The following is a 25125-nucleotide window of genomic DNA, read 5'->3' as shown; positions in this document are numbered from 1 at the left end:
TTAGGTCTTAAAAATGTGGAAGGAGTCGCACTTGCCACGAACAATAGCAATGGTCGTCCGTTTATTGCTGTGTTAGATGATAAACATCAATTGCTTTTAGGCCGATGGGTGTCAGATGAAGTTTATGAAAACGGTAAAGACATGGTTAGATACGGCGTAAAGAAAACGCATTAATATATTATCTATTACATTGTAAAAACCAAGTTTTAACTTGGTTTTTATTCATTCTCCATTGTCGGCTCGTAAACAGAAAACCCATGTTTACCGCAATGCTTAGTATGAAACATAGCTACATCCGCTCTTCTAAGTAACTCTGATGCACTACAAGTTTCTTTGCCGCTCTCTGATATACCAATACTAACAGACACATTGTCTTGTTGTTCAGCTGCCATGGGTAATTCAGTCAAAGATTGATTGATATTATTAGCAATCTGAGACAATTTAGTATGAGCAATTTGGTTATGCATTATTACGATAAACTCATCCCCACCAATTCGACACACAGCATCTTGCGCTCGCACGGAGTTTTTAATTGAGGAAGCAACAGCTTTTAGTACGCAATCCCCTGTACAATGGCCGTATTTGTCATTTATTTTCTTAAAGTTATCAATATCAATAAACAAAATGCTGAGCGTGGTTTTGAGCCTGTCACACTCTTTTAGCTTTTGATTTAAAAAGTCAAAAGCAAATGTTCTATTATAAAGCCCTGTTAGGTCGTCGTGGTTAGCCTGAAAGTTAATTTCTATTTCTTTATTTTTACGCTGTGTAATATCACGGACTAATAAAATAAAGCGATCATGTTTGCTGCTACATACTCGGGCCTCAAACCACTTTTCACAGTTATTAACGGGTAAAAGGTATTCAACGCTGGTGATACCATCTTTGTGTTTTGCAGTGTCTAAAGCGTTTTTTATTAGTGTTGCTGTTTCTTCGGGCAACACACTGCACATGGATTGTTCTAAAAATTGATTGGGTGGCAAGTAGAGGTCACTTGAATTACCAGCGCGATATTCTTTAATAATATAATTGGCATCAAGGACAAAAATGAGATCGGGAATTACGCTAAAAATGTCATCAACACTGATGCTTTTATAATACTCTGTATTCACTCAGTATGCTCAAAAAATGTCTATAAGGTAAGTTAAGCATAAATTATCTAATTGTTTAGTAATAAAACACAAAAAAATAATAAAAATTTTCTCTTTAGTATATAGAACAAATTAATTTGGCGGCGTCAGATTGAACCTGTCCATACCAATGACTAAGTTCAAAAGTTTTGTTTGAATCAATGTTACCATTTTCGTAGTCACTGTTATGACTGATAATGCTCATAGGAAGCTTCTTTGTATATGATTTTTTTAATGATATCATATTGATAGTTTGTAACTGGTTACGTCAAATCAAGATACCAAGTCAGAGCTTTTTCCATCGATAACAAAGCTTTCAAATAACAAATTTCACCTCAGTTTTCTAAAGGAAGATAAAAGGCTTCAGATAATTGGGGTGAAGTTTAAAGTCAGCAATGTAAGATCTTTTGAATATATCTAATTTGTGGCACTATTTGATTTAACTGACTTTTGCTAATAACTTTTTATGAATCTTAATTTTTCTGATTTTTCACCGACGCAAATCTATCATTTAATGACGCAAACAATTATCCCGCGCCCAATAGCCTGGGTTATGACAGATTCTGGCGAAGCCAATTATAATTTAGCGCCATTTTCTTATTTTACGGCGGTTTCAAGTAACCCCCCTTTGATGATGTTCTCAGTCGGCAAAAAACCATCAGGTGAAGTAAAAGATACGGTTAAAAACATTATTGAGACGCGCCAGTGCGTTATCCATATTGCATCTAAAGATGATGCTAATTTGGTAACGCAAACGGCTGCGACGCTTGCTCATGGCGAGTCAGAAGTTGCAATCAATAATATTGCATTAAGCGATTTTGAAGGTTTTGCGATGCCGCGTGTGGCCGGGTGTAATATTGCTTATGGCTGTGAGCTTTATGAGATCAAAGAAATTGGCGATGTGCCGCAAACTTTAGTGTTTGTTGAAATTAAAACCTTGTATATCGGTGATGACGTAGTATCACTTGATGCAAAAAATCGTGTTAAGGTGAATGCCGATAAAGTAAACCCGTTAGCGCGTTTAGGTGGCGGAGAATATTCGGGCATAACGTCAGCATTTGGTATAGAACGCCCTGAATAAATAAAATTCACAGTGAGCTTTAAAATGCTCACTGTGATTCAAAACTAAGCTGATTAAACTTTTGCTTAAGCTCGGTGTTTTCTTTTTGTAACTGCCTAACATTAAGTACTAATTTCAGTACGTTTTTAAGTTCAAAATTATCCCAAGGTTTGGTTAAAATAATAGCTGCAATGTCATCACTAATTGCACGTTGGCAAAGCTCCATATCGGAGTAACCAGAGAGTAATACACGCCCTATACTCGGATCATACCCTTTTATTTGTGATAACAACTCAACACCATCCATTACTGGCATGCGAATATCAGACAGTACTAAATCAATGTCATTTTGCTTTACAATCTCAAGCGCGTTTTCAGGTTCACTGCATTTTGTAATGGTATAGTCCTTACGCAGTAAACGAGCGATTGCGTTAGTTACTTCTGGCTCATCATCAACCAGTAAAATATGTTGCATAGATCACTCCTTTCCTATTAATAATAAAACACTTTTTTAAACTTGGCATAATGCATTTACGCGCATAATGGCGAGCCGTTTTAAATCAGAGCATAAATGCTTTAAGTGGCGCTTATGCGGATACTCTTTAAATGCTTTGTAAGAAAATGAAATGGCTGTAGATAAATCACCATCTTCACGGTGCATCTCGCCATAAGATTCAAGCAGTCGTGCATTTGCTTTGCGACGCGTCGTTGGCTCTACATTACCAAGTGTGCAAATGCGTTCGGTGATCTCGGCCATGGCATCAATACGGTTTTGTTTATTTGCCGTGATAGAATTTGGACGCATTAGGTAATCCATTGTAATGTCCTCACAAAAACCAATCTCACTAATAAGTGCAATGCGCAGCCAGCAATCCCAATCACTGGCGCTGCGAAGGCTTGGATCAAACCCGCCAGCACGTTCAATAATTTCTTTGTTTACCATCACACAGGAAGTACCGATAACGTTGGCAATCAGCAATAAATTAAGGGCGTTTGCTAACAGTTGATAATTGGTGTTATTTGCATCGCGGTACTTTTTGAATTCGGGCCAATAAGAAAAGCAATCGATAATATTTCGATACTGCATATCCACATGCTGGTAGTTGGTAAATGTTAGGCCGCAATTGGGGTTAGCCAACATAAAGTCTACTTGTTTACGTAATTTATTTGGATACCAGTAATCATCGGCATCAAGAAAAGCAATAAACTGGCTATTCGCTTTTTTGATTGCACGATTGCGCGCAGCAATCACCCCTAAGTTTGGCTGAGTGATTACTCGCAATTGATTGTATTTTTTTTCAGCTTGTAATAACCATTCAAGCGAACCATCGGTAGAGCCATCGTCGACGACAATTAATTCAAAACGCACATCTTGTTGCTGTAATACACTATCGATGGCTTTTGGCAAGTAAGCCAAACAGTTGTAATTGGGCATAATAATCGAAACTTCTTTACACATAGCAAATTCCTCCGAGAGATAAAGTAAATACGCAAGGTGTATGCCGAGGCAAAAAGCAGAAAATAAGGGTTAAAAAGCAAATTTGCTTTGCAAAATGCAACGGAACAATTGCAAATCGGTAAAAATTGCGTGATTCAATGCTGAATTTTGTCGGCATAAAGATTGCGATAGAGGTGTATCGACTTTGTTAGGAGAGCACCATGAAACATATTGCAATTTATGTCCCGCAGTTTCCGGTTCCATCTGAAACCTTTGTGATTACTGAAATAGAAGCACTTAGAGCTGCGGGTCACAAAGTGAGTGTGATAACGATGGAGCACTTAGCTCATACTAACCAATTTGATTTCGAAGTGTTCGAACTAAAACGCGAGCGCATTACAACCACACTTAAAGGGTTGTGTTGCACCACATTACAAGGGGTTGCAAATGCTTATAAGGCGGCATCAAGTCAGCATGCAATACGCAACTTATCACTGCTTTATTTTGGTCTTCAAATTAACTACCTGATTAAAAAGCAGCAGATCTCACATATTCACTGCCATTTTATGCACAGTAGTTTGGCCTATGGCATTGTAGCTGCAAAATACGCAGGTATTGGTGTATCAAGTGTAGGCCATGGCCACGATGTTTACGTTAATGCCAACGATCTTAACGCTAAACTGGCATTTTGTGATTTTAATGTGGCTGTTTGCCAAGATATGTTTCACTTGCTGCAAAATATCAAAACGCACTCGGTCCATTTGCTTCACTGTGGTGTCGATGTAACTAAGTTTACGCATCATAAATCACCAGGCAATCATCAAGTTAAATTATTGTTTGTAGGCAGGTTAGTGGATAAAAAGGGCATTGAATTTGCGCTTCAAGCATTAGCGGATATTCCTGCACTACAAAGGCCACAGCTTGATATTGTCGGCAGCGGTCCTAAGCTTGCATCTTTAGTTGCCAGTGTTAATTATTTACACCTTAACAAATGGGTACGATTTTTAGGGCAACGCGATTCTCACGAAATTATAACGCTTTCAAAAGAGTACGATGCCTTTATAGCGCCGTTTTGCATTGCGGAGAATGGTGACAAAGATACAGGCCCTGTGGTGCTAAAAGAAGCAATGGCGATGGGGTTACCAACCATCACTACAAATATTATGGGCTGCACCGAAATTGTTGATGAAAGCTGTGGTTACACAGTACCGAGTAAAGACAGCGCAGCGCTAAAAAAGGCCATTTTAACATTCTGCCAATTGCCAGAAGCTGAGCGCCGTAAAATGCGTTTGGCGGCTCGCAATCGTGTACAAGCGCACTTTAATGCTCGCAAGCAGGGTTTGAAACTCTCTTATTTAATTGAACAGGTGGCGTATGAAAATTAATACGCCATTTATTCACTACACGTTAGCGATTGCTGGCTTAAAGGGCATTAGCTTGCTGATGCTGCCAATAGTAACGCGCTTTCTACCCCCAGAAAGTTACGGTACCTTAAATTTTCTTGTCAGCATTGGCGCCATGCTAAGTATTTTTCTTGGCTTTGGTATGGCTGAAATGCTGTTTCAATTTACGGCTAAAATTCCTTGTTCCCAACTAGAATCATTTATTGCCCGAGGCATTAAGTTTACCTTTTTGGCAAGTGGCGTTTTTTTAGCGCTTGCGATATTGGCTGCTGATATATGGCTAAGCCTATTGCCAATAACGATTGAAAAACACCATTTTATTGTACTGATGACAAATTTAGCGCTCAGTTCAGTACAAGCTATTTACTTAACCCGTTACCGGATTTTGCAGCAGTCCAAGCCTTATATGCTGGTGGCATTATGCCAAGGGACAGCGCAAGCGGTGCTCACATATATGCTGTTATCGTTTAACTTGGGTATTTTTGGGGTATTACTCAGCGGGTGTATTACCACTTTTGTGGTGACTTCAAGTTTAGTGGTATTACATAGCCACTTGTTGTTAATCAAGGCACCTTTTCTCTCACGTGAGCACTTGCGTTATGGCGCTTATATTGCACTTTCCGCATTGTTTCTTTATGGCTTAGGTGGTGCTGAGAACTGGTTTATTGTCGGTACGCTAGGCGAGTCTCAGCTTGCGTACTATTTTATTGCAACGCAATTTTCATTAGCGTTATCACTGGCATTTGAGCCTTTTCGTTTATGGTGGTTTCCGCTGCGATTTAAGCGTTTTTATGTCAATCCAGAATTAGCAGCGAGAGGGGCTGTTATGGGGTGCTTTATCATTACGTTACTTGCATTGTGCATGATGATATTTGCCCCCTTTATTATTCAGTGGTTATTACCTAGTAATTACCATGCAAGCAGTGAATATATTGCTATTTTGTGTGTGATTTTGGTGATCAAAACTTATGCAGAGCTGCTTAATTTGGGGTGTTACCTAGATAAAAATACTGTTTGTGTACCACTTATAAATGGCGTGTGTGCGCTCATTGCACTTGTGAGCATTGCATTTGGTACTGCCAAGTGGGGAATTAATGGGGTGTTTGCAGGCTTGTTATTAGCGCATACATTACGCTTTTTTAGTTTTTATCTGATCAGCCAACGTATTGCTGATTTACCCTATCAACTGAGCTTTGTAGTCGTGGCGTTTAGTTTAGTGTTACTGCAACTAGTGCTGGCAGAATCAGTTTGGCAAAGTGCATTGTTATTAGGAGTGGCTGCTCTTTGTGCTGTTAAGGTGCTCTTTAACCTCCAGTTAAATAAAACGGGAGGTAAATATGAATACTCTTAATCCACGCCAAGATGCTTTTCTATCACCGTTTAAGCTGACAACGTTTGGGTTATTGGTGAGTATAACTGTGATTGCGCTTTTTAAGATTGCAGGCCCCGCGGCACCGTTTGCACTACTCCTGTTACCGTTTGCACTTTTTTTTACAGTGCGTTACAGCGTGATTTTTGTCATTTTATTTATTCTGTTTAGTTATTTTCGTATTCACGAAGCCTTTCCAGTATTGATGCCATTAAAAATTCCTAAATTACTGGCCTTGGCATCTTTGTTTGGCATCGTATGGCACTTGGTGTTAAGCAAAAAACTCAAACCATTTTGGCACCCTGCTCATAGTGCATTTTTGTTCTTTTTTGCCTGGTTAACACTGTGCGTAATGATGGCGACAAATCGTGGCATGGCTATTGAGTATTGGAGTTCAACCTTAAGTAAAGTGTTGATTATGGTATTTGTTATCAGCTGGTGGGTAAATACGCCTCGTGCTTTTACTATCGCTCGAGTAGGGATCATGTGCAGTGGTGCCCTAATAGCCTCTGTTGCGGTATCCAATAAATTGCAAGGTATCGGCTTGGTGGAAGGTACTAGAGTTACAATTTCACGTCATTTACAGTCGCAAATAGGTGACCCAAACGACCTCTCTTTAGTACTGCTGTTCCCTGTGTCATTTTTCTGTGCCGAATTATTTAACAAAGAAAGTAAACCGTTGTTCCGTGGACTGGCATTTTTGGGTTTGTGTTTAGTGGTGTACGGCATTATCGCGACACAAAGCAGAGGCGGATTGTTAGGCGTAATGGCGATTGCTGCTTATTTTCTTGCTCGTACTGTTAAAAATCCTGTGGTGTTGATTTCTATTTTAGTAATGGGACTAGGTGTTTTGCTGGTGGCTGCTGGCATTAGCGATAGGCAAAGTGGCGGCGCTGCCGAAAGTGGGGTTGATGAATCAGCAATGGGGCGGATTTATGCTTGGCAAGCCGCAATTAATATGGCGCTCTCAAATCCACTCACCGGTGTTGGCGTTAATAACTTCTATGTAAATTATTTCTTTTATAGCCCACATTGGGATGGCAAAAATCACGCAGTACACAGTACCTGGTTTCAAGTATTAGGTGAAACTGGCTTTGTCGGAATTTCGCTTTTTGCAACGCTTATCGCGACGATTTATCGCACCTTAAAACGCAGTGGCTCACTTGTTAAGTATTGCATAGAGCCCAATCTGCTGGTCAATGTACAAGCTTTAAAGGCTGGATTAATAGGCTTTGTCGTCTCTGGCACCTTTTTAACGCAAGCCTTTACATGGCCAATTTATATTGTGCTTTCGCTTAGTATTGCGTTGGAACGAATGCTGCAACTCACCAGTAAATCGCATGTGGAGGTGAACCATGATAGCTGATATGAAAAATTGGGTAAAAAGCAGTGACACTGGATTTGGTAAATTTTGCCGTAGCAGTTTTTATGCATTTAAACATATCGAAATGCCGGTGATCCCAGTGTTTTACAAAATACTGTTTCTTATTCATCACAGCATTAAAAATATCTGGCAAAAAGCGCTTCAGTTTTTTTATTTCACGCCCATGTTTAAAAGCCAAGTTAGTGGCTCAAAAAAACGTTTAACGCTGCAATGCGGTATGCCGCAAGTACTCGGCGCTTTGGCAATAACCGTTGGCGATGATGTAAGAATGTCAGGCATTGCAACATTTTGTGCCCGTTATAACCCTGAAAAAATGGCGCAATTGGTGATTGGCAATAATGTTGATGTTGGTTGGCAAAATGCTTTTTCGGTAGGCACGCGTATTGAACTTCATGATGATGTACGCGTTGCAGGAAAGGTGTTTTTAGCGGGTTTTCCAGGGCACCCACTAAACTGCGCTGAACGCGCAAAAGGCAAACCGGATTTACCTGAGCAAGCCGGCGATATCATTATTAAACAAGGCGCTTGGATAGGTACAGGGGCAACCGTACTGGCTGGCGTCACAGTAGGGCAAGGGGCAATTGTGGCAGCAAATGCTGTTGTTACCAAAGATGTGCCCGATTTTTCTTTAGTAGCAGGGAATCCTGCGAAAATCATCAAGCAAGTAAGCTAGGGAGGCAACATGAAATTTGTCGTATTCGCAGAAGACTGGGGTCGCCATCCAAGTAGCACCCAACATATTTTTAAAGTGATTGCCGAGCAATACGATGTCACTTGGTTTAATTCTGTTGGCATGCGCAAACCTAAATTTAATTTTAATGATGTAAAACGTGTGTTTGGCAAGTTGAAATTAATGCTGTTAAATCGCAGTAAAACGCCAAAGGATAAAGCACCAGTAGATGCCCGTAATCCGCTTATTTTACCTTGGCATGATAGGAATTGGGTGCGCCAATTTAATAAGCAGCAAATCGCTAAACAAATCGATTTATCCTCATTTGAACCCATTGTTTATTGGGTAAGTGTGCCAACCGCTATCAATATGATCCAACTGCGCCCACAAGATAGCCTAATTTATTATTGTGGTGATGATTTTTCGAACCTTGCAGGAGTGGATCCTGACTTGATCAAAGAAAGTGAACTTCGTCTGATCCATCAAGCACATAATATTTTTGTCGTCAGTAAAGTGCTGCTTGATAAAATGCCAAAACACAAAACTCAAATGCTTGAACATGGCGTTGATTATGCTCTTTTTAGCGAGTTAAAAAAACGCAATAGTCAGCTTAATCAGCTAGATAATATAGTCGGTTTTTATGGCTCGTTATCTGAATGGTTAGATGTAGATTTACTAATAAAACTTGCCAAAGCACGCCCGCATTATAATTTAGTGCTGATTGGCAAGGCGCATATTGATATTAGCGCTTTAGTTGCTTTACCAAACGTTACCTATATTGAACAAATGGCACATCATCAACTGGCAAGTTTTTCACAGCACTGGCAAGTATCGCTGTTACCATTTTTATTTAACGGCCAAATTAAGGCGTGTAATCCATTAAAATTAAAAGAATATTTAGCTGCAGGTAAACCCATTGTGTCTAGCCATTTTCCGGCAGTAGAGCGTTATAGAGACGCGGTATTAATTGCCCGTGATCATGTTGGTTTTATTGCAAGGGTCGACCATGCCATGGTGATTTCTAAAAATCCATTTTTAGACTGGCGAACTTACTCTCAGCAGCTTGTCGAAAAACACAGTTGGCAGCAAAAAGCCGCCTTTGTTATGGAGCAATTGAATTAAAGCGTTGCAAATTGCAACGCTTTATTGCTCTTCATAATAATTTTTAAAATAAATTCAATAAAAAAAATCTGGCCCTTAAATTGCTCCCTTCAAAGTACTAACTTAACGAAGAGGTATGGAAAATGCGTATTAGTATTTTAAGTTTTCTCTTTTTGTCCTCATGGGCGACAGCTGCTCCGTTCGATACATGTCCTTCAAAAGCATTTCTAGTGCAAGGTACTACAGCGACAATTTTTGGTGTGAACTTAGTGTCTGGAGCCTATAATCGATTTGCTGACAACGTTGGTACCAATCAAAAAGTTAACGGATTTGGCTTTAGTGTTCATGACAGGTATTTGTATGGCTGGGATTATAGTCGACGTGATATTGCTCGAATTGGTAAAGATTATGTATTAGAACCTATAGTGACGTCAGGTTTTCCCAATACTGATTTTTACGTTGGTGATGTTTCAGTACAACAAAATGCCTATTATGCGTATCGTAAAGGTGCCGACTACGGTTTGTATCGGGTTTCTCTTGACCCTGATAGCAATGACTATCTTGCTGCTACTCGAATCGTGAATGGCTCTAGCTTAAACCTTAATATTTTTGATTTAGCGTTTCACCCAGATCAAAACCTTGCTTACAGTGTTGATAGGAATGGCAACCTTAGAAGCATTGATGTTGAAACTGGAAGCAGTGCGAATTTAGGTTTTACTGGAGTGACTGGTACGTTTGGCGCGGTGTATTTTGATGTTGAAGGTTTTTTATACATTAGCCGCAACAGTGATGGACACATTTTCCGTATTGATATAAGTAATCTCAGTAATACGACTTTATTTGCTTATGGCCCAAGTTCTGGGAATAACGATGGTGCACGCTGTGCCACAGCCCCTATCGTCGATGAAAGCGAACCACCGACACTCGATTTTGGGGATGCACCTGACAGTTATTCGACTTCAATAAGTGCTAATGGTGCACGTCATGGGCTAAGTAACTTGTACTTTGGCACGAGTGTATCTGCAGAGTACACGCCCAAATCAGTTGATGAAGATGATGGTGTAAACTTTTTAACGGCGCTCGAAACGGGGCTAGACACACTGCTTTCTTTCACTTTATCAGCACCTGGATATGTTAACGCTTGGGTTGACTGGAACGGCAATGGTCAATTTGATGAAAGTGAACAAATTATTTCACAATTTTTAGCCAGTGCTGGCGAAAATCGTTTGCTAATTGAGGTGCCAATTGATGCATCAGAAGGCAGTACTTGGGCGCGTTTTAGAGTATCAAATACTGTTTCAATCTCAGCTATCGGCGGTGTGGATAGTGGTGAGGTCGAAGATTTAAATGTTTCCATTGTTGCAAGTGGTGTGGCTGAAACAGCCACGGCATGGCAAACCGCAGCGTTTGAAGATTTGTGGCCACAACAAGGTGATTATGATTTTAATGACGTAGTGGTTAAATACCGTATTTTCAAAAGCCAAATAGGCAACCAAGTTGTGCGGTTTAAAGTGCAGGGGGAGTTATTGGCTGTAGGGGCAAGCTACCACAATGCATTTGCTTTCCGCTTTGGCAGTATTAGAAGAACTGACGTTAATGAAGCGTTAGTACGTTTAACTATCAACGGCGAACAGGTAAATAAAAATGCCCTTGAATCAGGGCGCAGTGAAGCAATTTTAGTTGCCCTTGATGATACAAAGGTGATTGCGAATTCGCGATCTGGATGCCGTTACTTCAGAACTGAACCTGGTTGCTTAGATCAAGCACCAGTGTCATTTACTGTTACTTTGCCATTAGTTAATAGCGTTAATGATAGTTTGTCATTGTTTAATGAGATAAGCCCTTTCATTTTTGCTGTGAATGGTTTTGATCATGGCCCATTTGTCGATATCAATAATGCAAGAGGATGGGAAGTGCACTTAAAAAACCATTCACCTACAGAGGCTTTTAATTCAGCATACTTTAATCAAGGTGACGATACATCCAGCACAAATGGTAATTTTCAAACGAGCAATGGGCTACCTTGGGCATTAATTATTGGTACTAGTTGGAATCACCCTAAAGAAAGCACAGATATGCTAAAGGCTTATCCAGAGTTTGAAGGTTTTGCGCAAAGCGCTGGTAGTAGTAATACTACCTGGTTTAATAATTCAGTCAGCAGTTATTCTGTTCAGAATTAGGAGGTAATTATGAAATACATATTAAGTTTACTTTCAGTATTAATGATAACTGCATGTGGCGGTGGGGGGAGTGATGCAAATCCTACAACAGCTACAGTGGCTGAACCTGTTTCTACAGGTTCAGAGAAACAAGGAATGGCAGCACTTAGCGTCTCTCATGAATTTGATTTTAAAACAGATTTTATCGTGACAGTAAATGTTGCTGAAAACTTAGTTAATGAAAGAGCATTTATTAATATCTGTGAAACTAATGCAGTGTTAACAAATTCGGATAATTGCTTTGTTAGGTCACCGCTTACAAAAAATGGCTTAGAAATGTCGTTTATGGTACCGCATCAAGAGCAAAAAGTGACTGCAAAGATATGGTTTTATGATACCGGTTTGGAGCCGCTTAGCTATGAGTGGGTTTTTAATGAAACACAAGAGAAGCAATTGTGGATAATTAATTAATGAATTCACACAGCTTGAATTCTTGCAAAACTTAATCACAAGAGAATACAAACTATTAATTATTAATACATAGTTAAAATAGTTTACCAATTTTCATTGTATCGAAGCGCCATATGGCGCTTTTTTTATGTTTTGAAAGAGTTGGCTTCGAACTTGCGATATTCCTATTAGATGCGTGAAAAAACGGTGTTTTTCACATTTTGACAGCAAAAATCGCTAAATTGCGTTGCAATTTGCAAAATAGGATTAGAAATGGTTTTTACGATTGCGCAAATTAAAAAGCTTATTTACCTCGCATTGTACACTATGTACGAGCGCTGGCAGCTGATTGCGCTTCCTATGATCATTGTGCCGATTGCAGTGATTGGCATTGCCCTTAACAGTGAAAAACAATACACCAACCACGCCACCATTTTGATTGAAGAATCGGCATTACTTAACCCGTTTTTAGATGAATTGGAATTTTCGTTCGAACTGTCTGCTCGTATGGATGCGTTACGCACCTTAGTGTTAAGCCGTAAGAATTTAACCGAAGTCGTGAAAGAGGTGGGTTTGGTAAAAGATTTAAATAACCAACTTGAAGTTGAAAAAATGCAGCAAAAGCTGGCAAGTGCTATTTCAATTTCGTTAGTTGGTGATGAGTTAGTGCGTATTCATTTTAAATGGACAAAGCGTGAAGAAATGAAACCTGTGCTTGAAGCCTTGGTAGAAAAATTTATAGAACGCTTACTTGCGCCAACCAAAGCCTCACTCGATACCTCAGAAGTCTTTTTGAAAAATCAGCTTGAAGAAATGCGTGTTCAGTTAGAGTTTGCTGAAGACAAGCTGGCAAAATTTAAGCGCGATAATCGTGCAGCACTACCAGAGTTACTCAACGTAAATCAAGATACCTTGGCGCGTTTAGAGCAAGAGAAACAGCAAAAAGTGGTGGATTTAAGTGGTGCTAAAGCCCGTCTTGCAACGCTTAAAAAACAACTTGCGAAAGCCAACCCAGTTAAAGGGCGTTTAGTAGACAGCATTATGCGTATTGAGTCAGACATTGCATTACTGCGAACTCGCTACACCGATCAACACAGTAAAGTGCAGGCAAAACTTCGCGAACTAGAAACCCTTAAAACGCAAAAAGCTGAAATGGAATCGCAATCGCAGCCTTTTGAAGAAGCTGATCTAGATTCGCTTTGGCAGATAGCTAACAGTTTACCACTTGGCGCAAATGCAAAAGACAGCGCACTACTGGTCGCCCAGCTTATCACGTTAGAAGAAGCCGAAAATCGCGTTGCGCAATTTAATAATGAGCTAGAAATGCTCAGTGAGCAGCTCTCGGTGGTGTCTACCCGTTTGTCTAGTTCCAGCGAAATTGATAAGGCGCTGCGCCAATTACAACGTGACTACCAGGTGAAACAAACACTCTACTCTGAAATGTTAGAACGTTATGAGATGTCGAAAGTCACTGGGCAATTAGTACGTTATGAAGGACCAGACAAAGTTAAAACCATTGAACGTGCTTACAGCCCGACCACGCCAATTAACCAATCGCTTGGTGTGAGCATTTTACTTGGTATTGTACTTGGTTTATTTAGCGCGGCGGCACTGACATTTGTAGCCATGATCACCGACATGCGCGTTCGCGATGAAGGCACTATTGAAGCCATTTCGGGGCAACGTGTACTGACAAAATTACCTATTGTGAATGATGTACCTGTACATCACATCGACTCATCGGAGGCACTATGAATAACATCATACAGCTAATTCAGCACCCATTTATTGGCGGACTCGAGAAGATGGCGTTTGGCCTATGTTGCAGTGAATTGGAAGATTCAAAAATGTTTTTGGTGGCGTTAGAGGGAACTAAAAAAGGCGCTATTCGGTCATGGCCAGAGCTTTCTGAGCTAGATAACTTTTACTGTTTAAACAAATCCAATGGCATGGACTGGAAAATAGTAAGAAAACTGGTGGCGCTTATAGATCGCTACCACATAAAAGTTATTCATAGTCATCATATTGGGCCGATGCTTTACGGTAGCTTGGTGAAAATGATGCGTCCCAAAATACAGCATATCCATACCTTACATGATGCGTGGTACTTAACTGATTTTAAATATCGCATGTTCACAAAGTTAATAGATAAATTAACCCCGATCACTATTGTTGCTGATGCCAAGGCTGTTGCGCAAGTAGCAAAAGCAAAAGCGAATGTGACGCCAAAGCATGTTGTTCATAATGGTATTGATACAGATTACTTTACACCATCATCCCGTTATTTAGCGCGTATTAAATTGGGGTTACCTAATAACTGCACCTTGGTTGGCTGTGCAGCAAGAGTGGAGGATGGCAAAGGCCATAAAGCCATGCTGCGTACGTTAACCACCTTACCCTATAAAATACATATGGTATTTGCAGGGAGCGGCAGTCAGCTTGCAGGAATGAAAGCGTATGCGGCGCAATTAGGTGTTTCAGATAGGGTTCACTGGTTAGGCTGTGTCAACCATATGCCAACGTTTTACTCCGCAATTGATGTGTTTTGTTTATATTCAGAGCGCGAAGGTTTGCCATTATCCATTTTAGAAGCAATGGCATGTAACCGTCCTGTGGTGGCAAGCGATGTTGGTGGCATTAGAGAAGTAGTTAACGACAAACTTGGCTTTGTATTACCACTAGAAGACGAATGTTTGTTGGCGCCCAGCTTAATAAAAGCATTAAAACTGAATTATGGCATGGATATTCGTCATTACGCGCTAGCACAAGCAACGCTCAAAGTAATGGCGGAACGCTACAACAAAATCTATCAACATGCATTGGTGTAGGAGTTGATTATGCTTTGGTTTATTTTTATCTCGATTGCAATTGTATTTATTTATCATCACTTGCTGTACCCGCGATTATTGGCATTTATTGCGGCAAAACAGCCTGTAAAAGCAGTTCCAGAGACTAAGCTCAGTCATCGTGAAATGCCGTCTATTGGGGTGTTTATCGCAGCTTACAATGAAGCTGAATTTATAGAGGAAAAGTTACATAACTTAGCTTCGCAGCTTTATCCGAACGACAAAATGGGTATTCATATTGTTGGCGACGGCTGCACCGATAGCACCTCTTTGGTTGTTAAACGGGTAAGTCGCCATTTGCATGAGCAATTTATCTACTGCACTTATGACGAAATCAAAGTGAATGCAGGCAAAGTGAACGCACTTAATTACCTGATTGCAAAATACCGCAGTGAGTATGACATTGTGGTATTTACCGATGTCAGTGCATTAATGAGCGTAGATTGCTTAGAACAAGTGGCTATGTCTATGCAAAATAAGGAAATAGTTGCTGTTTCTGGTAATTACCTGCCAAACAGTGATGCCCATGAAAGCCTTGATAAGTACTGGCAATATCAAAATGCTATTCGCAAACTTGAAGGACAATTAGGCGCAGTTAACGGCTTTGCTGGCGCTATGTTTGCGATGCGCTCTGAAGCAGTAATAAAACTGGCAGCTAAAACCATCAATGATGACTTTGTGCAAGTCGTATCTGCAATCGATAAAGGCCATTACGCAGGCTTTAACGAATCTATTTCAATTATAGAGCGCGAAGCGGATAGCTCACAGCAAGACTTTAAACGTCGAGTGCGTATTGGGGCTGGTAACTGGCAACAACTCAATACTATTTTTACAGCAGCAAAAGGCTTTAACAAAGGTCAGTGGTTATGTTTTATATCAAATAAGGTGCTACGTGGGGTCATGCCAATACTGCTGTTTGTTGGTTTTTGTGCCCTGATGTTACTCGCTGTGAAAGGGGATTTATTAGCGCAAGTGCTTATCGCGAGCGCACTTAGTATTAATCTCATTGGTATTGTTAAAGCGGTTTTTAAATGGCGTTTAAAATTGCCAATCATTGATGGGGTTAACTATCTTGTTTCGAGCTATTTTGCTGCATTGATAGGAATTTTAACACTGTCTCGCTACAACACACCTTGGCGTCGCGTTGCTCATGTAAAAGCCCACATTCCTTATATTGCGATTTGCAAACGTTGTGTGGACTTTGTTGGTGCGCTGGTGGGACTTGTACTGTTTAGTCCCATAATGCTCGTGGCTGCGATTGCGATTAAACTCGATTCGAAAGGTGCTGTGATTTATAAGCAATTACGTGTTGGTCGCATTAACGAAGATAAAACCGAACTTATTTATGTTTATAAACTGCGTACGATGCGTTTTGATGCTGAAAAAGCCACAGGAGCGGTTTGGGCACAAGGTGATGACCCGCGTATTACTAGAGTTGGCCGCTTTTTAAGAAAAACACGCATTGATGAACTACCTCAGTTTTGGAATGTGCTTTGGGGTGATATGTCGTTGATTGGTCCACGACCAGAACGCCCTAGTTTTTACAGTAAACTAGAAAGTGAAATTCCCTATTTTATTCAACGTACTTACGGTATTAAACCAGGCATTTCTGGCCTCGCTCAGGTAATGAATGGCTATGATGAAAGTGTGGAAGACGTAAGAAATAAAATTGCTTGGGATTATTCTTATGTACTGTCAATGACACGTTTTTCAACTTGGCTTGCGATGGAGTTTGATATCGTATTTAAAACCATCAAAGTGGTCGTTTTAGGTAAAGGGCAATAGCATTGCAAAATGCAACAAGTCGCTAAAGGTTTGTTGCATTTTGCTACTTTTTGTTTTTGTTAAAACTTAACCCTCTGAAATTAAGGCTATTTAATTTTGGCATCGTATTTGGTTGTTATTAGTCATAGTCTCAAAAGAGGATTGGATTATGAACAACCTACTACCTACAAAAGAGCAAAACAACACACTAATTGTTGAGCTTCCTCATGATTTTTCTGGCTTAAATGTCGATAAATATCGCGAACATTTTGAATGCTTTGCCGCTACCCAACACGATTCGGTGGTACTGGATTTTAGTAATACCGAATTTATCGATTCCTCTGGTATTGGTGCCATGGTGTTCTTATTTAAACGCATTGAACAGCGCGGTGTATCTATGCTGCTGTTAGATGTTGCTGGTCAACCTGAAAAGTTAATGAAGCTACTTCGCGTTGATGCCACCATTCCATTTGTGCAGTCAGAACCTGCAGCTTAAATAAGGAATCGCCGCCATGGAAAAGTTACTGCCCCTCGCATGTGTGATTAGCATCTGTACTGGTTGTTCTACTTGGCCTGAAGAAGGCCGTGGCGGCTGGGCAGAGTTGTATCACCCTGAAGCTCCCCGAACCACCAATGGGTTTGAAAATGCTGCGCCTTTTCAAGTTATGAACGAATTTGAACATTTATCGCTAAAACTCGACTGGTTGAAAAGTCGTGGTATTAAGCATTGTATGCCAGGACAACTTTACCAAGCGGAGTTAATGCTTACCCGTATTAATCGCACGATATCGGCAGAAATGTACTCAGAAGCACAACTCGATCTGCGTACTTTTTACCATCAGCTACATCAGCTAGAGAATCATTTTGAACGGGTGATACGTACCACACATTGCGGCACGGAAGACAAAACTGATGATTCGAAATTGGTAGGCAAGCTTGAAAACTTGCTTAATAGCGATAATCAGTTTGCCTTTGATAGCTTTGAAGTTACGCCTAAGTATCGCGTACGTTTAGCGCAAAGTGCAGAGCTACTTAAAATGTCGCCACAAACTCAGGTGTTACTTGTCGGTCATACTGACATTAAAGGTGACAAAATCAGTAACTTTGAACTGGCTTACAAACGGGCGGAAAGTGTTAAAAGTTGGTTGACGCTCTATGGCGTAAATCCTGAACAAGTAAACACGTTAGCGCAAGGCGCGCAAATCCCATTTTCGAATGAAGCTGAAAGTGCACCAAAACAGCTTTCAGATCGCCGCGTAAATGCCTATATCTTAGCTACCTCATCAAAAGCAGCTGAGCTTACAAAAGTAAAACCGCTGAGTGAGTGGACAAGTGCACTGGAAGATAAGGAGTAAGCATCATGAAACACATAATTTTCCTTACATTCTTACTATTTATTAGCGCAAGCTTTGCCAACGATAGCGTTGATGACGCGGTGATTGAAGTGGGTAATAAAGTCTTTTTTAATGTGCCAGGTGAAGCCGAATTTGAAAACACATTTGAAGTAGATGACAAAGGCTTTGTAGAACTGCCTGAAATCGGCAAAGTAAAATTGGCGGGCAAAACACCAAAACGCGCTGAAGCCGAAGTGAAAATGAAGTTGGCAGGGGTTTATAAAGCGCTTGGCAAATTTTACTTAGAAGTGCGTTCGCGTGATTTACTGGTGACTGTTCTTGGTTATGTGAATAATCCGTCACAGGTCAGTATTCCGGCCAATGGTAATATTCAAATGGTGATTGCAAAAGCTGACGGAATTAAACCTGGTGCGCAGCTTAATAAGCTACAGATCCGTCGTGACAACACCATTACTACGTTTGACTACAAAGCGTACCTCGATAGTGGTGATGTCAGTTTATTACCGCAATTGCGCTCTGGCGACACCGTGTTTGTGCCAGTGTCACCGTTACTTGGCAATGTGCAAATTGATTTTGATGCACAGACACTCTCAAGTGCAGGCGATGCAGACGGCCAAGGCCAAGCAGTTACATTATTTGGTGAATTACACAGTCCAGGCAGTTTTTCATACAAACCTGATATGAACATTATCGACGCCCTTATGCGCGCAGAGGGAGTTACCCGTTATGCTGATGTAACTAAAATTCGCGTTATCCAAAATAACCAGCCTACCATCTTTGATTTAAAACAGTATTTAGATTCTGGTGATACCAGCTTACTACCGAAAATTGGTGCTGGTACCACAATTTTTGTGCCGATTATGGTGGATGATGTAAATACCACAGCGAGAACCATTTATATCATGGGCGAAGTGCAAAAGCCGGGCGCCTATGAAGCAAGCAATGAAATTGGTTTTCTCGATATTTTGGCTAATGCAGGCGGCCCAACGCGTTTTGCAGAAACACGTCAAATTAAAATTTTAACGCCTGCTGGCAGCAACGTACTATTTGACCTACAAGCTTACAGTGAAGGTTATAGCACTGTTTCAATTCCTAAAATTGCCCCTGGCGATGTGATTTTTGTGCCAGAGAAAACCGATTTAAACGAAAAAAGCTGGCTGAAAGTCGCGCCAACGCGTGCGGTTAAAATTATGGGGGCGATTCATCATCCTGGCCGCTACGAGTGGAGCGATGAGATGGATTTTACTGACTTATTTGCACATGCCGGTGGTCCAACTAAAGGCGCTAATGTCAACGATATTAAGATTATTCGTCAAGGTCAGTTATTACAGCGTTTTAGTTTAGATGAATATGCTAATAGTGATGGCGATAACTACCCATTACCGACAATTATCGCAGGCGATACCATTATTGTTGAAGAGCTACCTCACGACCCGAAAGATAATAAATCACAATGGGTGCGCCAAGATGCAAAAAGCTCGATATATGTGCTTGGTCAAGTCGGTGCGCCAGGTCGCTATGCATTTGATAAGTCGCTTCATTTCTTAGACATTATTTCAGCGGCTGATGGCCCAACAGATGATGCAGACTTACGTAATATTCGTATTACACATCGTAATGGCACGCAGTCTCGTGTGAGCAAACTGAACTTAGCGCTGTATTTTGAAACAGGCGACGAAACAATGTTCCCACGCGTTTTACCGGGCGATACCATTTTTGTGCCAGAGAAAAGTAAAGATTGGTTACGCCAACCAAAAGAGCAAGTAGTGCGGATTATGGGGGCAATTAAACAACCTGGTCGTTACAGCTTTGATGATTCAATGACACTGCTAGATGTATTAGCAGAAGCCGGTGGACCAACATCCGAAGCGCTGATCAGCAAAATTGTGGTGATTAATCACGGTTGTTGCAAAGAGCAATCACGCCGCTTTGATTTAGAAAAATTTATCAAGCAGCCAAACTCAGCCAACATTCCGTTATTGCGTGCGGGCGATACGGTATACATTCCAGACCAAGGTCAAGACTTTACCCAACGTGCAAAAAGCTCATTGGTTGATATCTTAACTGTAATTGCACTGGCGATAAGCTTATGAAAATTATTCCTAAACAGTATCAAGAGCTTGAAGTGATATTTGAAGCAATCAATAGTGAAAACTCACGCTGTATAGCGTTTGCTTCACCTAACGGGCATTCAGGGGCGACTTCTTTAGCTATTAGTGTGGCAAAGCGTCTAAGTGGTCGCAATGAACGCGTACTGGTGATTGATTTAAATACCTGTAATCCAATGTCAGGCAATGATTTGGTGAGTATGCCTAATGCACTAGCTAAATGGTCTTTTGGTGATATTAGCTGCCAACTTAATGCGCAAGCCATTGATGATTTTTACTTTTTAAGTATTACCCAACTACAAGATTTGGCACTAGTGCGAGAAAAAGACGTGTTTGGCATGGCGATTTTGATGCTGAAGCAAGAATTCGACTATATTTTGTTTGATATGTCGCCAATTTGTAAAAAGAATCATGCGAATTTTCCATTGCATTTATTGCTCTCAGTGACGGATTTACTCTTACTCGATATTGCGCTTGGCAAAACCACGCAAGAAACACTCGATACAGTGGTAAGCGAGCTAAAACAGGCAAACTGTAAACGCTACGAAATTGTGGTTAGTCAAATGTTTATGCCACCGCTAGGCGAGCGATTAATCGAGAGCATAAACAAACGGTGTTTTAAATTGCCAAAACTAAAACATCGTTTGATAAATTTTGTGAATAAGCAGCATTGGTTGTTTCATGGAGTGTAACTATGAATGTCTTGTTTTATCGTCGCTTTAATCTAATGTGGTCTTCCTTACATTCGGTAAGGGAAATTCTATTAACCTTGCTTGCTAAGTTAGATGTCGAAAGCGACGCCATCGACAATACTGGATTAGTTGTCACTGAATACCTTACTAATTTAATTCGCCACAGCGAAGGGGAAGATGAAGCAGTCACATTAGTAATCGGACGTACCTTAAACGATATCAATATTGAATTAGTTGACCCAACAAACTATTTCCACCCAACCCTTTCAAGTGATCGTAATACTGATTTAGCCGACGGCCAATTACGAGAAGGTGGTATGGGGCTGGCCTTAATTGCTCATTATTTTCCGGGGTTTCGTTATTTTACGAAAGATGGAAAAAACCATTTTAGTTTTGCTTTACCTCTTAAAAAAGTAAAAAACCGCGTAGTGATCATTGATGATGACAATGCCAGTTTACAGCTTGTTAAAGCGTATCTAGAGCACGACTATGAATGCCATGCATTTGTTGACGAACACCAAGCGTATCAATACTTAACCGGTCATAATGTGGATTTGTTACTGATTGATATGAACTTAAATGTCATGTTGGCAGATGAATTTATCTCTAACATAAAGCAATTAGATCATCTCAATAATATTGGCATAGTAGTGATTTCCGGTGATGGTAGCCGCGAAACCATGCTAAAGGCACATTTGAGCGGGGTTGATGATTATTTGGTAAAACCCGTCAGTAAGCAGCAGCTAGAAATCGTTTGTGAGCGAGTAAAAAGCCGTTGTGTGACGCGCGCTTTGCCACAGACAAATAATCATAACGACTACCAAAATAAGGTTTTTGCAAATCACTCGCTTACTGCATGCGCTTTTGGCAATGTTGCAACAGGCAGAGGGGGCGATGTGCTTGTGCATTTTCAACAAGGTGAGCGCACACTTTTATTTTTTGGTGATGTGATGGGGCACGGCGAAACAGCAAATCGGGTTGCGCTTCAACTTAAAGGATTTTTAAAGGGCTTATTTCAAGCGCCTTATGTTTCGCTTGAACAGTTTGTTAATCATTTTGCCACAACCTTAATGCAGCAAGACTTTATGCAAAAAAGCTTAGTCACTTTTATTGTGTTAGAAGTGAGTGGGCGCACAATTCGTTTTATTAATGCTGGGCACCCGCTGCCGCTTGTGATATCAGCCAAGCATCCGCCGCGCACTATTGGCTCTGCACAAGCTTTATTAGGTTTGGCATCTCACACCGATTACCAGAGTGAACAAATCACTTTAAATGTAGATGAAACCTTGTTGTTAGCAACGGATGGGTTATTTGAAAATCATGATGAATGTGACGAGTTAACTCAGTTGCTGCGCATGATATCTAGTTGCCCAGATAGCAAAACAGTATTTGATGGTGGCCAACTTTGGCATAAATGTTTACCAAGATTGTCAAAAGAAATTGACGATTCGTCTCTCCTGGTACTTAATTAGAATAAGGAAATTGTTAAATGTGATCAGGAGGTTGCCTATGCCGAATAAGATCTTAATTGTTGAAGATACCGAATCACTTGCACTTTTGTATCAGTCATACCTGATCCCAACAGGTATGCACAGTGATATTGCCTTTACAGGGCAAGAGGCACTTGATTATTTGGCAAACAACAAACCTGATCTGATCATGCTTGATGTAATGCTACCAGATATGAGTGGCATGGACATTTTGGCTCAGTTGCCTGTCAATGATCGCCCTAAAGTGGTGGTACTAACAGCCCATGCGAGTAAAGAAATGGCGGTGGATGCCATTCGTTATGGTGCAGCTGATTTTATCGAAAAGCCTGTTGATGCTGAGCGATTTCGCATTACAGTTAATAACGCATTAAAGCTTAACTCTCTGAGTGAAACGGTCGAAAAATACCAATCTCGCTACGAGAATGGCCGTTTTTGCGAGCTAATAGGCAGCTCGGCACCCATGCAGTCGGTCTATCAAATCATTAGTAACGCAGCAAACAGCAAAGCGACGGTGTTTATTACTGGGGAAAGTGGCACAGGTAAAGAACTTTGTGCACGGGCAATCCACCAATGTAGTGATCGCAACAAAAAACCATTTATTGCCATTAACTGCGCTGCCATTCCTAAAGATTTAATTGAAAGTGAAATTTTTGGTCATGTAAAAGGGGCATTTACGGGTGCAACCAATAGCCGTGAAGGGGCTGCAGGCATGGCCGATGGTGGTACGCTGTTTCTTGATGAACTGTGTGAAATGGATTTAAATCTGCAAAGCAAATTACTGCGCTTTATTCAAACTGGGTGTTTTCAAAAAGTAGGTAGTGAGCAACAACAACAAGTTGATGTGCGTTTTGTTTGTGCTACTAATCGCGATCCTTGGTTAGAAGTGCAAGCAGGGCGTTTTAGAGAAGATTTATACTACCGCTTATATGTGATCCCAGTACAGTTGCCGCCGCTTCGCCAACGTGGTCGCGATGTAATCCAAATTGCAGAAGCGCTGTTCTCGCGTATTGCTAACGAAGAAGGGCAAACGTTTGATGGATTAAGCGAAGATGCAAAACACCATCTAATGACATACAGCTGGCCTGGAAATGTGCGCCAATTAGAAAATATGATCCGCAATACCGTTGTACTTAACAATACGCCTTGGATTGAAAAGCAGATGTTTCCGCCGTTTCCGCAAAGTAATATGCCCCATGAGCCGGTAATGGCAACACAAGCAGCAACGCCTTTGTATAGCGCTTCGCCTAGTATTGAGACAACTAATTTATTGCGTAGCTCTGATATAGAGCCGCTATGGATTGTGGAAAAACGCTATATTGAAAAAGCCATTGCGGCTTGTAATGACAATGTGCCCAAGGCAGCAGCGCTATTAGATATCAGCCCTTCAACCATTTACCGCAAAATGAAAACGTGGGAGCAAATGGCCGAGCAAGCGTATTAAATTAGCTAAAATAGAGCTTGCTCAATTGCGCGTATTGCGCTTTGCCTGCGTAAAAACGATGCAATTGGCTGGTGGCATTTTTCACCAGATAATTACGTTCTTGTTGGCTCATAAATAATACGGTTTTAATCTTAGTAACTAATGCATTATGCGACTGATCATCGGTTAATAATCCCGTTTGATTATTATTGATAACTGTCCCAATTGCGCCCACAGTATTGGCAACACAAAGAATTTTATTATCAATTGCTTCAAGTAATACCATAGGCAGCCCTTCTTCGCGCGAGCAAATAACTAAAATATCAATTTCTTGCCAAAGTGCATTGTTGGTTTGATGACCATGGAAAATGGTGTTGCTAGCGGCTGATTTTTTTAATTCTGTCGCCATTGGGCCATCACCGTATAGGTGAAATGTCAGCCGTTCTTGATGTTGAAAATGTGTTGCTAGTTTTATAAAACGATCCGGTGCTTTTTCATACGATAAGCGACCAACAAACGCAATGTTGAGCTGCTTTTCAGGTAATTTTTGTTGCGGGTTGTTAGGCACAATAAAGTTTGCAAGAAACTGACTGTTTTCAACTTTATTTGTGAGCTGCTCTGCGACAACCAAATTTTGTGAAAAACGACTCGTGATGTGATCAAGCCAATTATACACCCGTATTCTGCCTGCGCCTTTTTCACCAGCATGGTAGGTGGAGATACAAGTATGACCGGTGATTTTACATGTCAGCCTGCCAATTATGCCCGCTTTGTAGCCATGGGTATGCACAACACAAGTATCGTTTTGTTTGAGGTAGTGAAATAAATCGAGTGCTTTGCCATTTAAACATTGAAAAGGGCAGTTAAGCGAGTTTAATAAATCATAAAGCTGGCGATTTTGGTGATCTTGGTAAAAAAGCACCGACACGGGCACCTTTTGTGACTGCATCAATTTAACTAATTCAACAATGTGCGATTCAATGCCGCCAAATAGGCTAGAATCTAAAAAGAGTACTAGATTTCGCATATTTATCTCCTCGACAAGGAACACTATGTTTAATCAAACAACCATAAAACAACTGGAAGCTGATGTTGGCAAAGAGGTGCTTGCCCAACTATTTGCCGTTTTTGCTAAAGAAGCCACAAAACTCACCGAGCAATTATTGGCCTGTACGTCACTTGATGAAGAGTGCATACGTTTGAGTCATAGCCTTAAAAGTTGTGCCCGCTCTTATGGCGCAGATCAACTGGGTGCACTAGCCGAAACATTAGAGATATTGGCAAAAAAT

Annotated in this window: 22 protein-coding genes; 18 read left to right on the top strand and 4 right to left on the bottom strand. The window is 40.7% G+C overall.

What is annotated here, in order from left to right; all coding sequences use genetic code 11:
- Positions 1–218: 218 nt before the first annotated feature.
- Positions 219–1109, bottom strand: coding sequence for a sensor domain-containing diguanylate cyclase (locus tag ON073_RS15670; RefSeq protein WP_274762835.1), 891 nt, complete (start codon positions 1107–1109; stop codon positions 219–221).
- 484 nt (positions 1110–1593) lie between these two features.
- On the opposite strand from ON073_RS15670, the gene ON073_RS15665 reads away from it, so the two are divergent.
- The gene (locus ON073_RS15665; protein ID WP_274762834.1) at positions 1594–2208 is read left to right on the top strand and encodes a flavin reductase family protein; all 615 of its coding nucleotides are present in this window, start codon (positions 1594–1596) and stop codon (positions 2206–2208) included.
- A 28-nt stretch (positions 2209–2236) separates the two neighbouring features.
- On the opposite strand, the gene ON073_RS15660 is transcribed toward ON073_RS15665, so the two are convergent.
- A complete protein-coding gene (locus tag ON073_RS15660) occupies positions 2237–2662 on the bottom strand; it encodes a response regulator (RefSeq protein ID WP_274762833.1) in 426 nt (141 codons plus the stop codon).
- Between the two features lie 36 nt (positions 2663–2698).
- Positions 2699–3646, bottom strand: coding sequence for a glycosyltransferase family 2 protein (locus tag ON073_RS15655; protein WP_274762832.1), 948 nt, complete (start codon positions 3644–3646; stop codon positions 2699–2701).
- 200 nt (positions 3647–3846) lie between these two features.
- Here ON073_RS15655 and ON073_RS15650 point away from each other — a divergent pair, with 200 nt between their 5' ends.
- The 16 genes from ON073_RS15650 to ON073_RS15575 all read left to right on the top strand — a co-directional run bounded on the left by ON073_RS15650 (position 3847) and on the right by ON073_RS15575 (position 23857).
- Positions 3847–5010, top strand: coding sequence for a glycosyltransferase (locus ON073_RS15650; RefSeq protein WP_274762831.1), 1164 nt, complete (start codon positions 3847–3849; stop codon positions 5008–5010).
- A complete protein-coding gene (locus ON073_RS15645; protein WP_274762830.1) occupies positions 5000–6379 on the top strand; it encodes a lipopolysaccharide biosynthesis protein in 1380 nt (459 codons plus the stop codon). The genes ON073_RS15650 and ON073_RS15645 overlap by 11 nt, the downstream gene beginning before the upstream one ends.
- Entirely contained in the window at positions 6366–7763 is a 1398-nt protein-coding gene (locus ON073_RS15640; protein ID WP_274762829.1) for an O-antigen ligase family protein, read from the top strand. The genes ON073_RS15645 and ON073_RS15640 overlap by 14 nt, the downstream gene beginning before the upstream one ends.
- Positions 7753–8454: an acyltransferase gene (locus ON073_RS15635; protein ID WP_274762828.1), complete on the top strand. Its 702-nt coding sequence runs from the start codon at positions 7753–7755 to the stop codon at positions 8452–8454. The genes ON073_RS15640 and ON073_RS15635 overlap by 11 nt, the downstream gene beginning before the upstream one ends.
- A gap of 9 nt (positions 8455–8463) precedes the next feature.
- On the top strand, positions 8464–9573 hold the full coding sequence (locus ON073_RS15630) for a glycosyltransferase (RefSeq protein WP_274762827.1): 1110 nt from the start codon (positions 8464–8466) through the stop codon (positions 9571–9573).
- A 122-nt stretch (positions 9574–9695) separates the two neighbouring features.
- Entirely contained in the window at positions 9696–11732 is a 2037-nt protein-coding gene (locus ON073_RS15625) for an LruC domain-containing protein (RefSeq protein ID WP_274762826.1), read from the top strand.
- A 9-nt stretch (positions 11733–11741) separates the two neighbouring features.
- A complete protein-coding gene (locus ON073_RS15620; protein ID WP_274762825.1) occupies positions 11742–12182 on the top strand; it encodes a hypothetical protein in 441 nt (146 codons plus the stop codon).
- A gap of 252 nt (positions 12183–12434) precedes the next feature.
- The gene (locus ON073_RS15615) at positions 12435–13916 is read left to right on the top strand and encodes a GumC family protein (RefSeq protein ID WP_274762824.1); all 1482 of its coding nucleotides are present in this window, start codon (positions 12435–12437) and stop codon (positions 13914–13916) included.
- Positions 13913–14989, top strand: a complete 1077-nt coding sequence (locus tag ON073_RS15610) for a glycosyltransferase (RefSeq protein ID WP_274762823.1) — start codon at positions 13913–13915, stop codon at positions 14987–14989. The genes ON073_RS15615 and ON073_RS15610 overlap by 4 nt, the downstream gene beginning before the upstream one ends.
- A 9-nt stretch (positions 14990–14998) precedes the next feature.
- Positions 14999–16792: a sugar transferase gene (locus tag ON073_RS15605; RefSeq protein WP_274762822.1), complete on the top strand. Its 1794-nt coding sequence runs from the start codon at positions 14999–15001 to the stop codon at positions 16790–16792.
- A 148-nt stretch (positions 16793–16940) separates the two neighbouring features.
- The gene (locus ON073_RS15600; protein ID WP_274762821.1) at positions 16941–17267 is read left to right on the top strand and encodes an STAS domain-containing protein; all 327 of its coding nucleotides are present in this window, start codon (positions 16941–16943) and stop codon (positions 17265–17267) included.
- A 16-nt stretch (positions 17268–17283) separates the two neighbouring features.
- Positions 17284–18126, top strand: a complete 843-nt coding sequence (locus ON073_RS15595) for an OmpA family protein (RefSeq protein ID WP_274762820.1) — start codon at positions 17284–17286, stop codon at positions 18124–18126.
- Between the two features lie 5 nt (positions 18127–18131).
- The gene (locus ON073_RS15590; RefSeq protein ID WP_274762819.1) at positions 18132–20219 is read left to right on the top strand and encodes an SLBB domain-containing protein; all 2088 of its coding nucleotides are present in this window, start codon (positions 18132–18134) and stop codon (positions 20217–20219) included.
- A complete protein-coding gene (locus ON073_RS15585; RefSeq protein ID WP_274762818.1) occupies positions 20216–20926 on the top strand; it encodes an AAA family ATPase in 711 nt (236 codons plus the stop codon). The genes ON073_RS15590 and ON073_RS15585 overlap by 4 nt, the downstream gene beginning before the upstream one ends.
- Positions 20927–20928: 2 nt before the next feature.
- Positions 20929–22398 (top strand): SpoIIE family protein phosphatase, encoded by a 1470-nt coding sequence (locus tag ON073_RS15580; RefSeq protein WP_274762817.1) that lies wholly within the window; start codon positions 20929–20931, stop codon positions 22396–22398.
- Positions 22399–22435: 37 nt separating this feature from the next.
- Positions 22436–23857, top strand: a complete 1422-nt coding sequence (locus tag ON073_RS15575) for a sigma-54-dependent transcriptional regulator (RefSeq protein ID WP_274762815.1) — start codon at positions 22436–22438, stop codon at positions 23855–23857.
- Position 23858: 1 nt separating this feature from the next.
- Here the strand turns inward: ON073_RS15575 and ON073_RS15570 are convergent, their stop codons facing one another.
- Positions 23859–24863 carry a glycosyltransferase family 4 protein gene (locus ON073_RS15570; protein ID WP_274762814.1) on the bottom strand — a complete coding sequence of 335 codons (1005 nt, stop codon included), beginning with the start codon at positions 24861–24863 and terminating at the stop codon, positions 23859–23861.
- Between the two features lie 25 nt (positions 24864–24888).
- Here ON073_RS15570 and ON073_RS15565 point away from each other — a divergent pair.
- On the top strand, positions 24889–25125 hold a 237-nt coding region (locus ON073_RS15565), incomplete at its 3' end, for an Hpt domain-containing protein (protein ID WP_274762812.1).

The sequence above is a fragment of the Pseudoalteromonas sp. G4 genome, assembly GCF_028875915.1.
Classification (GTDB): domain Bacteria; phylum Pseudomonadota; class Gammaproteobacteria; order Enterobacterales; family Alteromonadaceae; genus Pseudoalteromonas.
The sequence above is the reverse complement of the archived record's forward strand: the minus strand, read 5'-3'. Positions and strand labels throughout refer to the sequence as shown.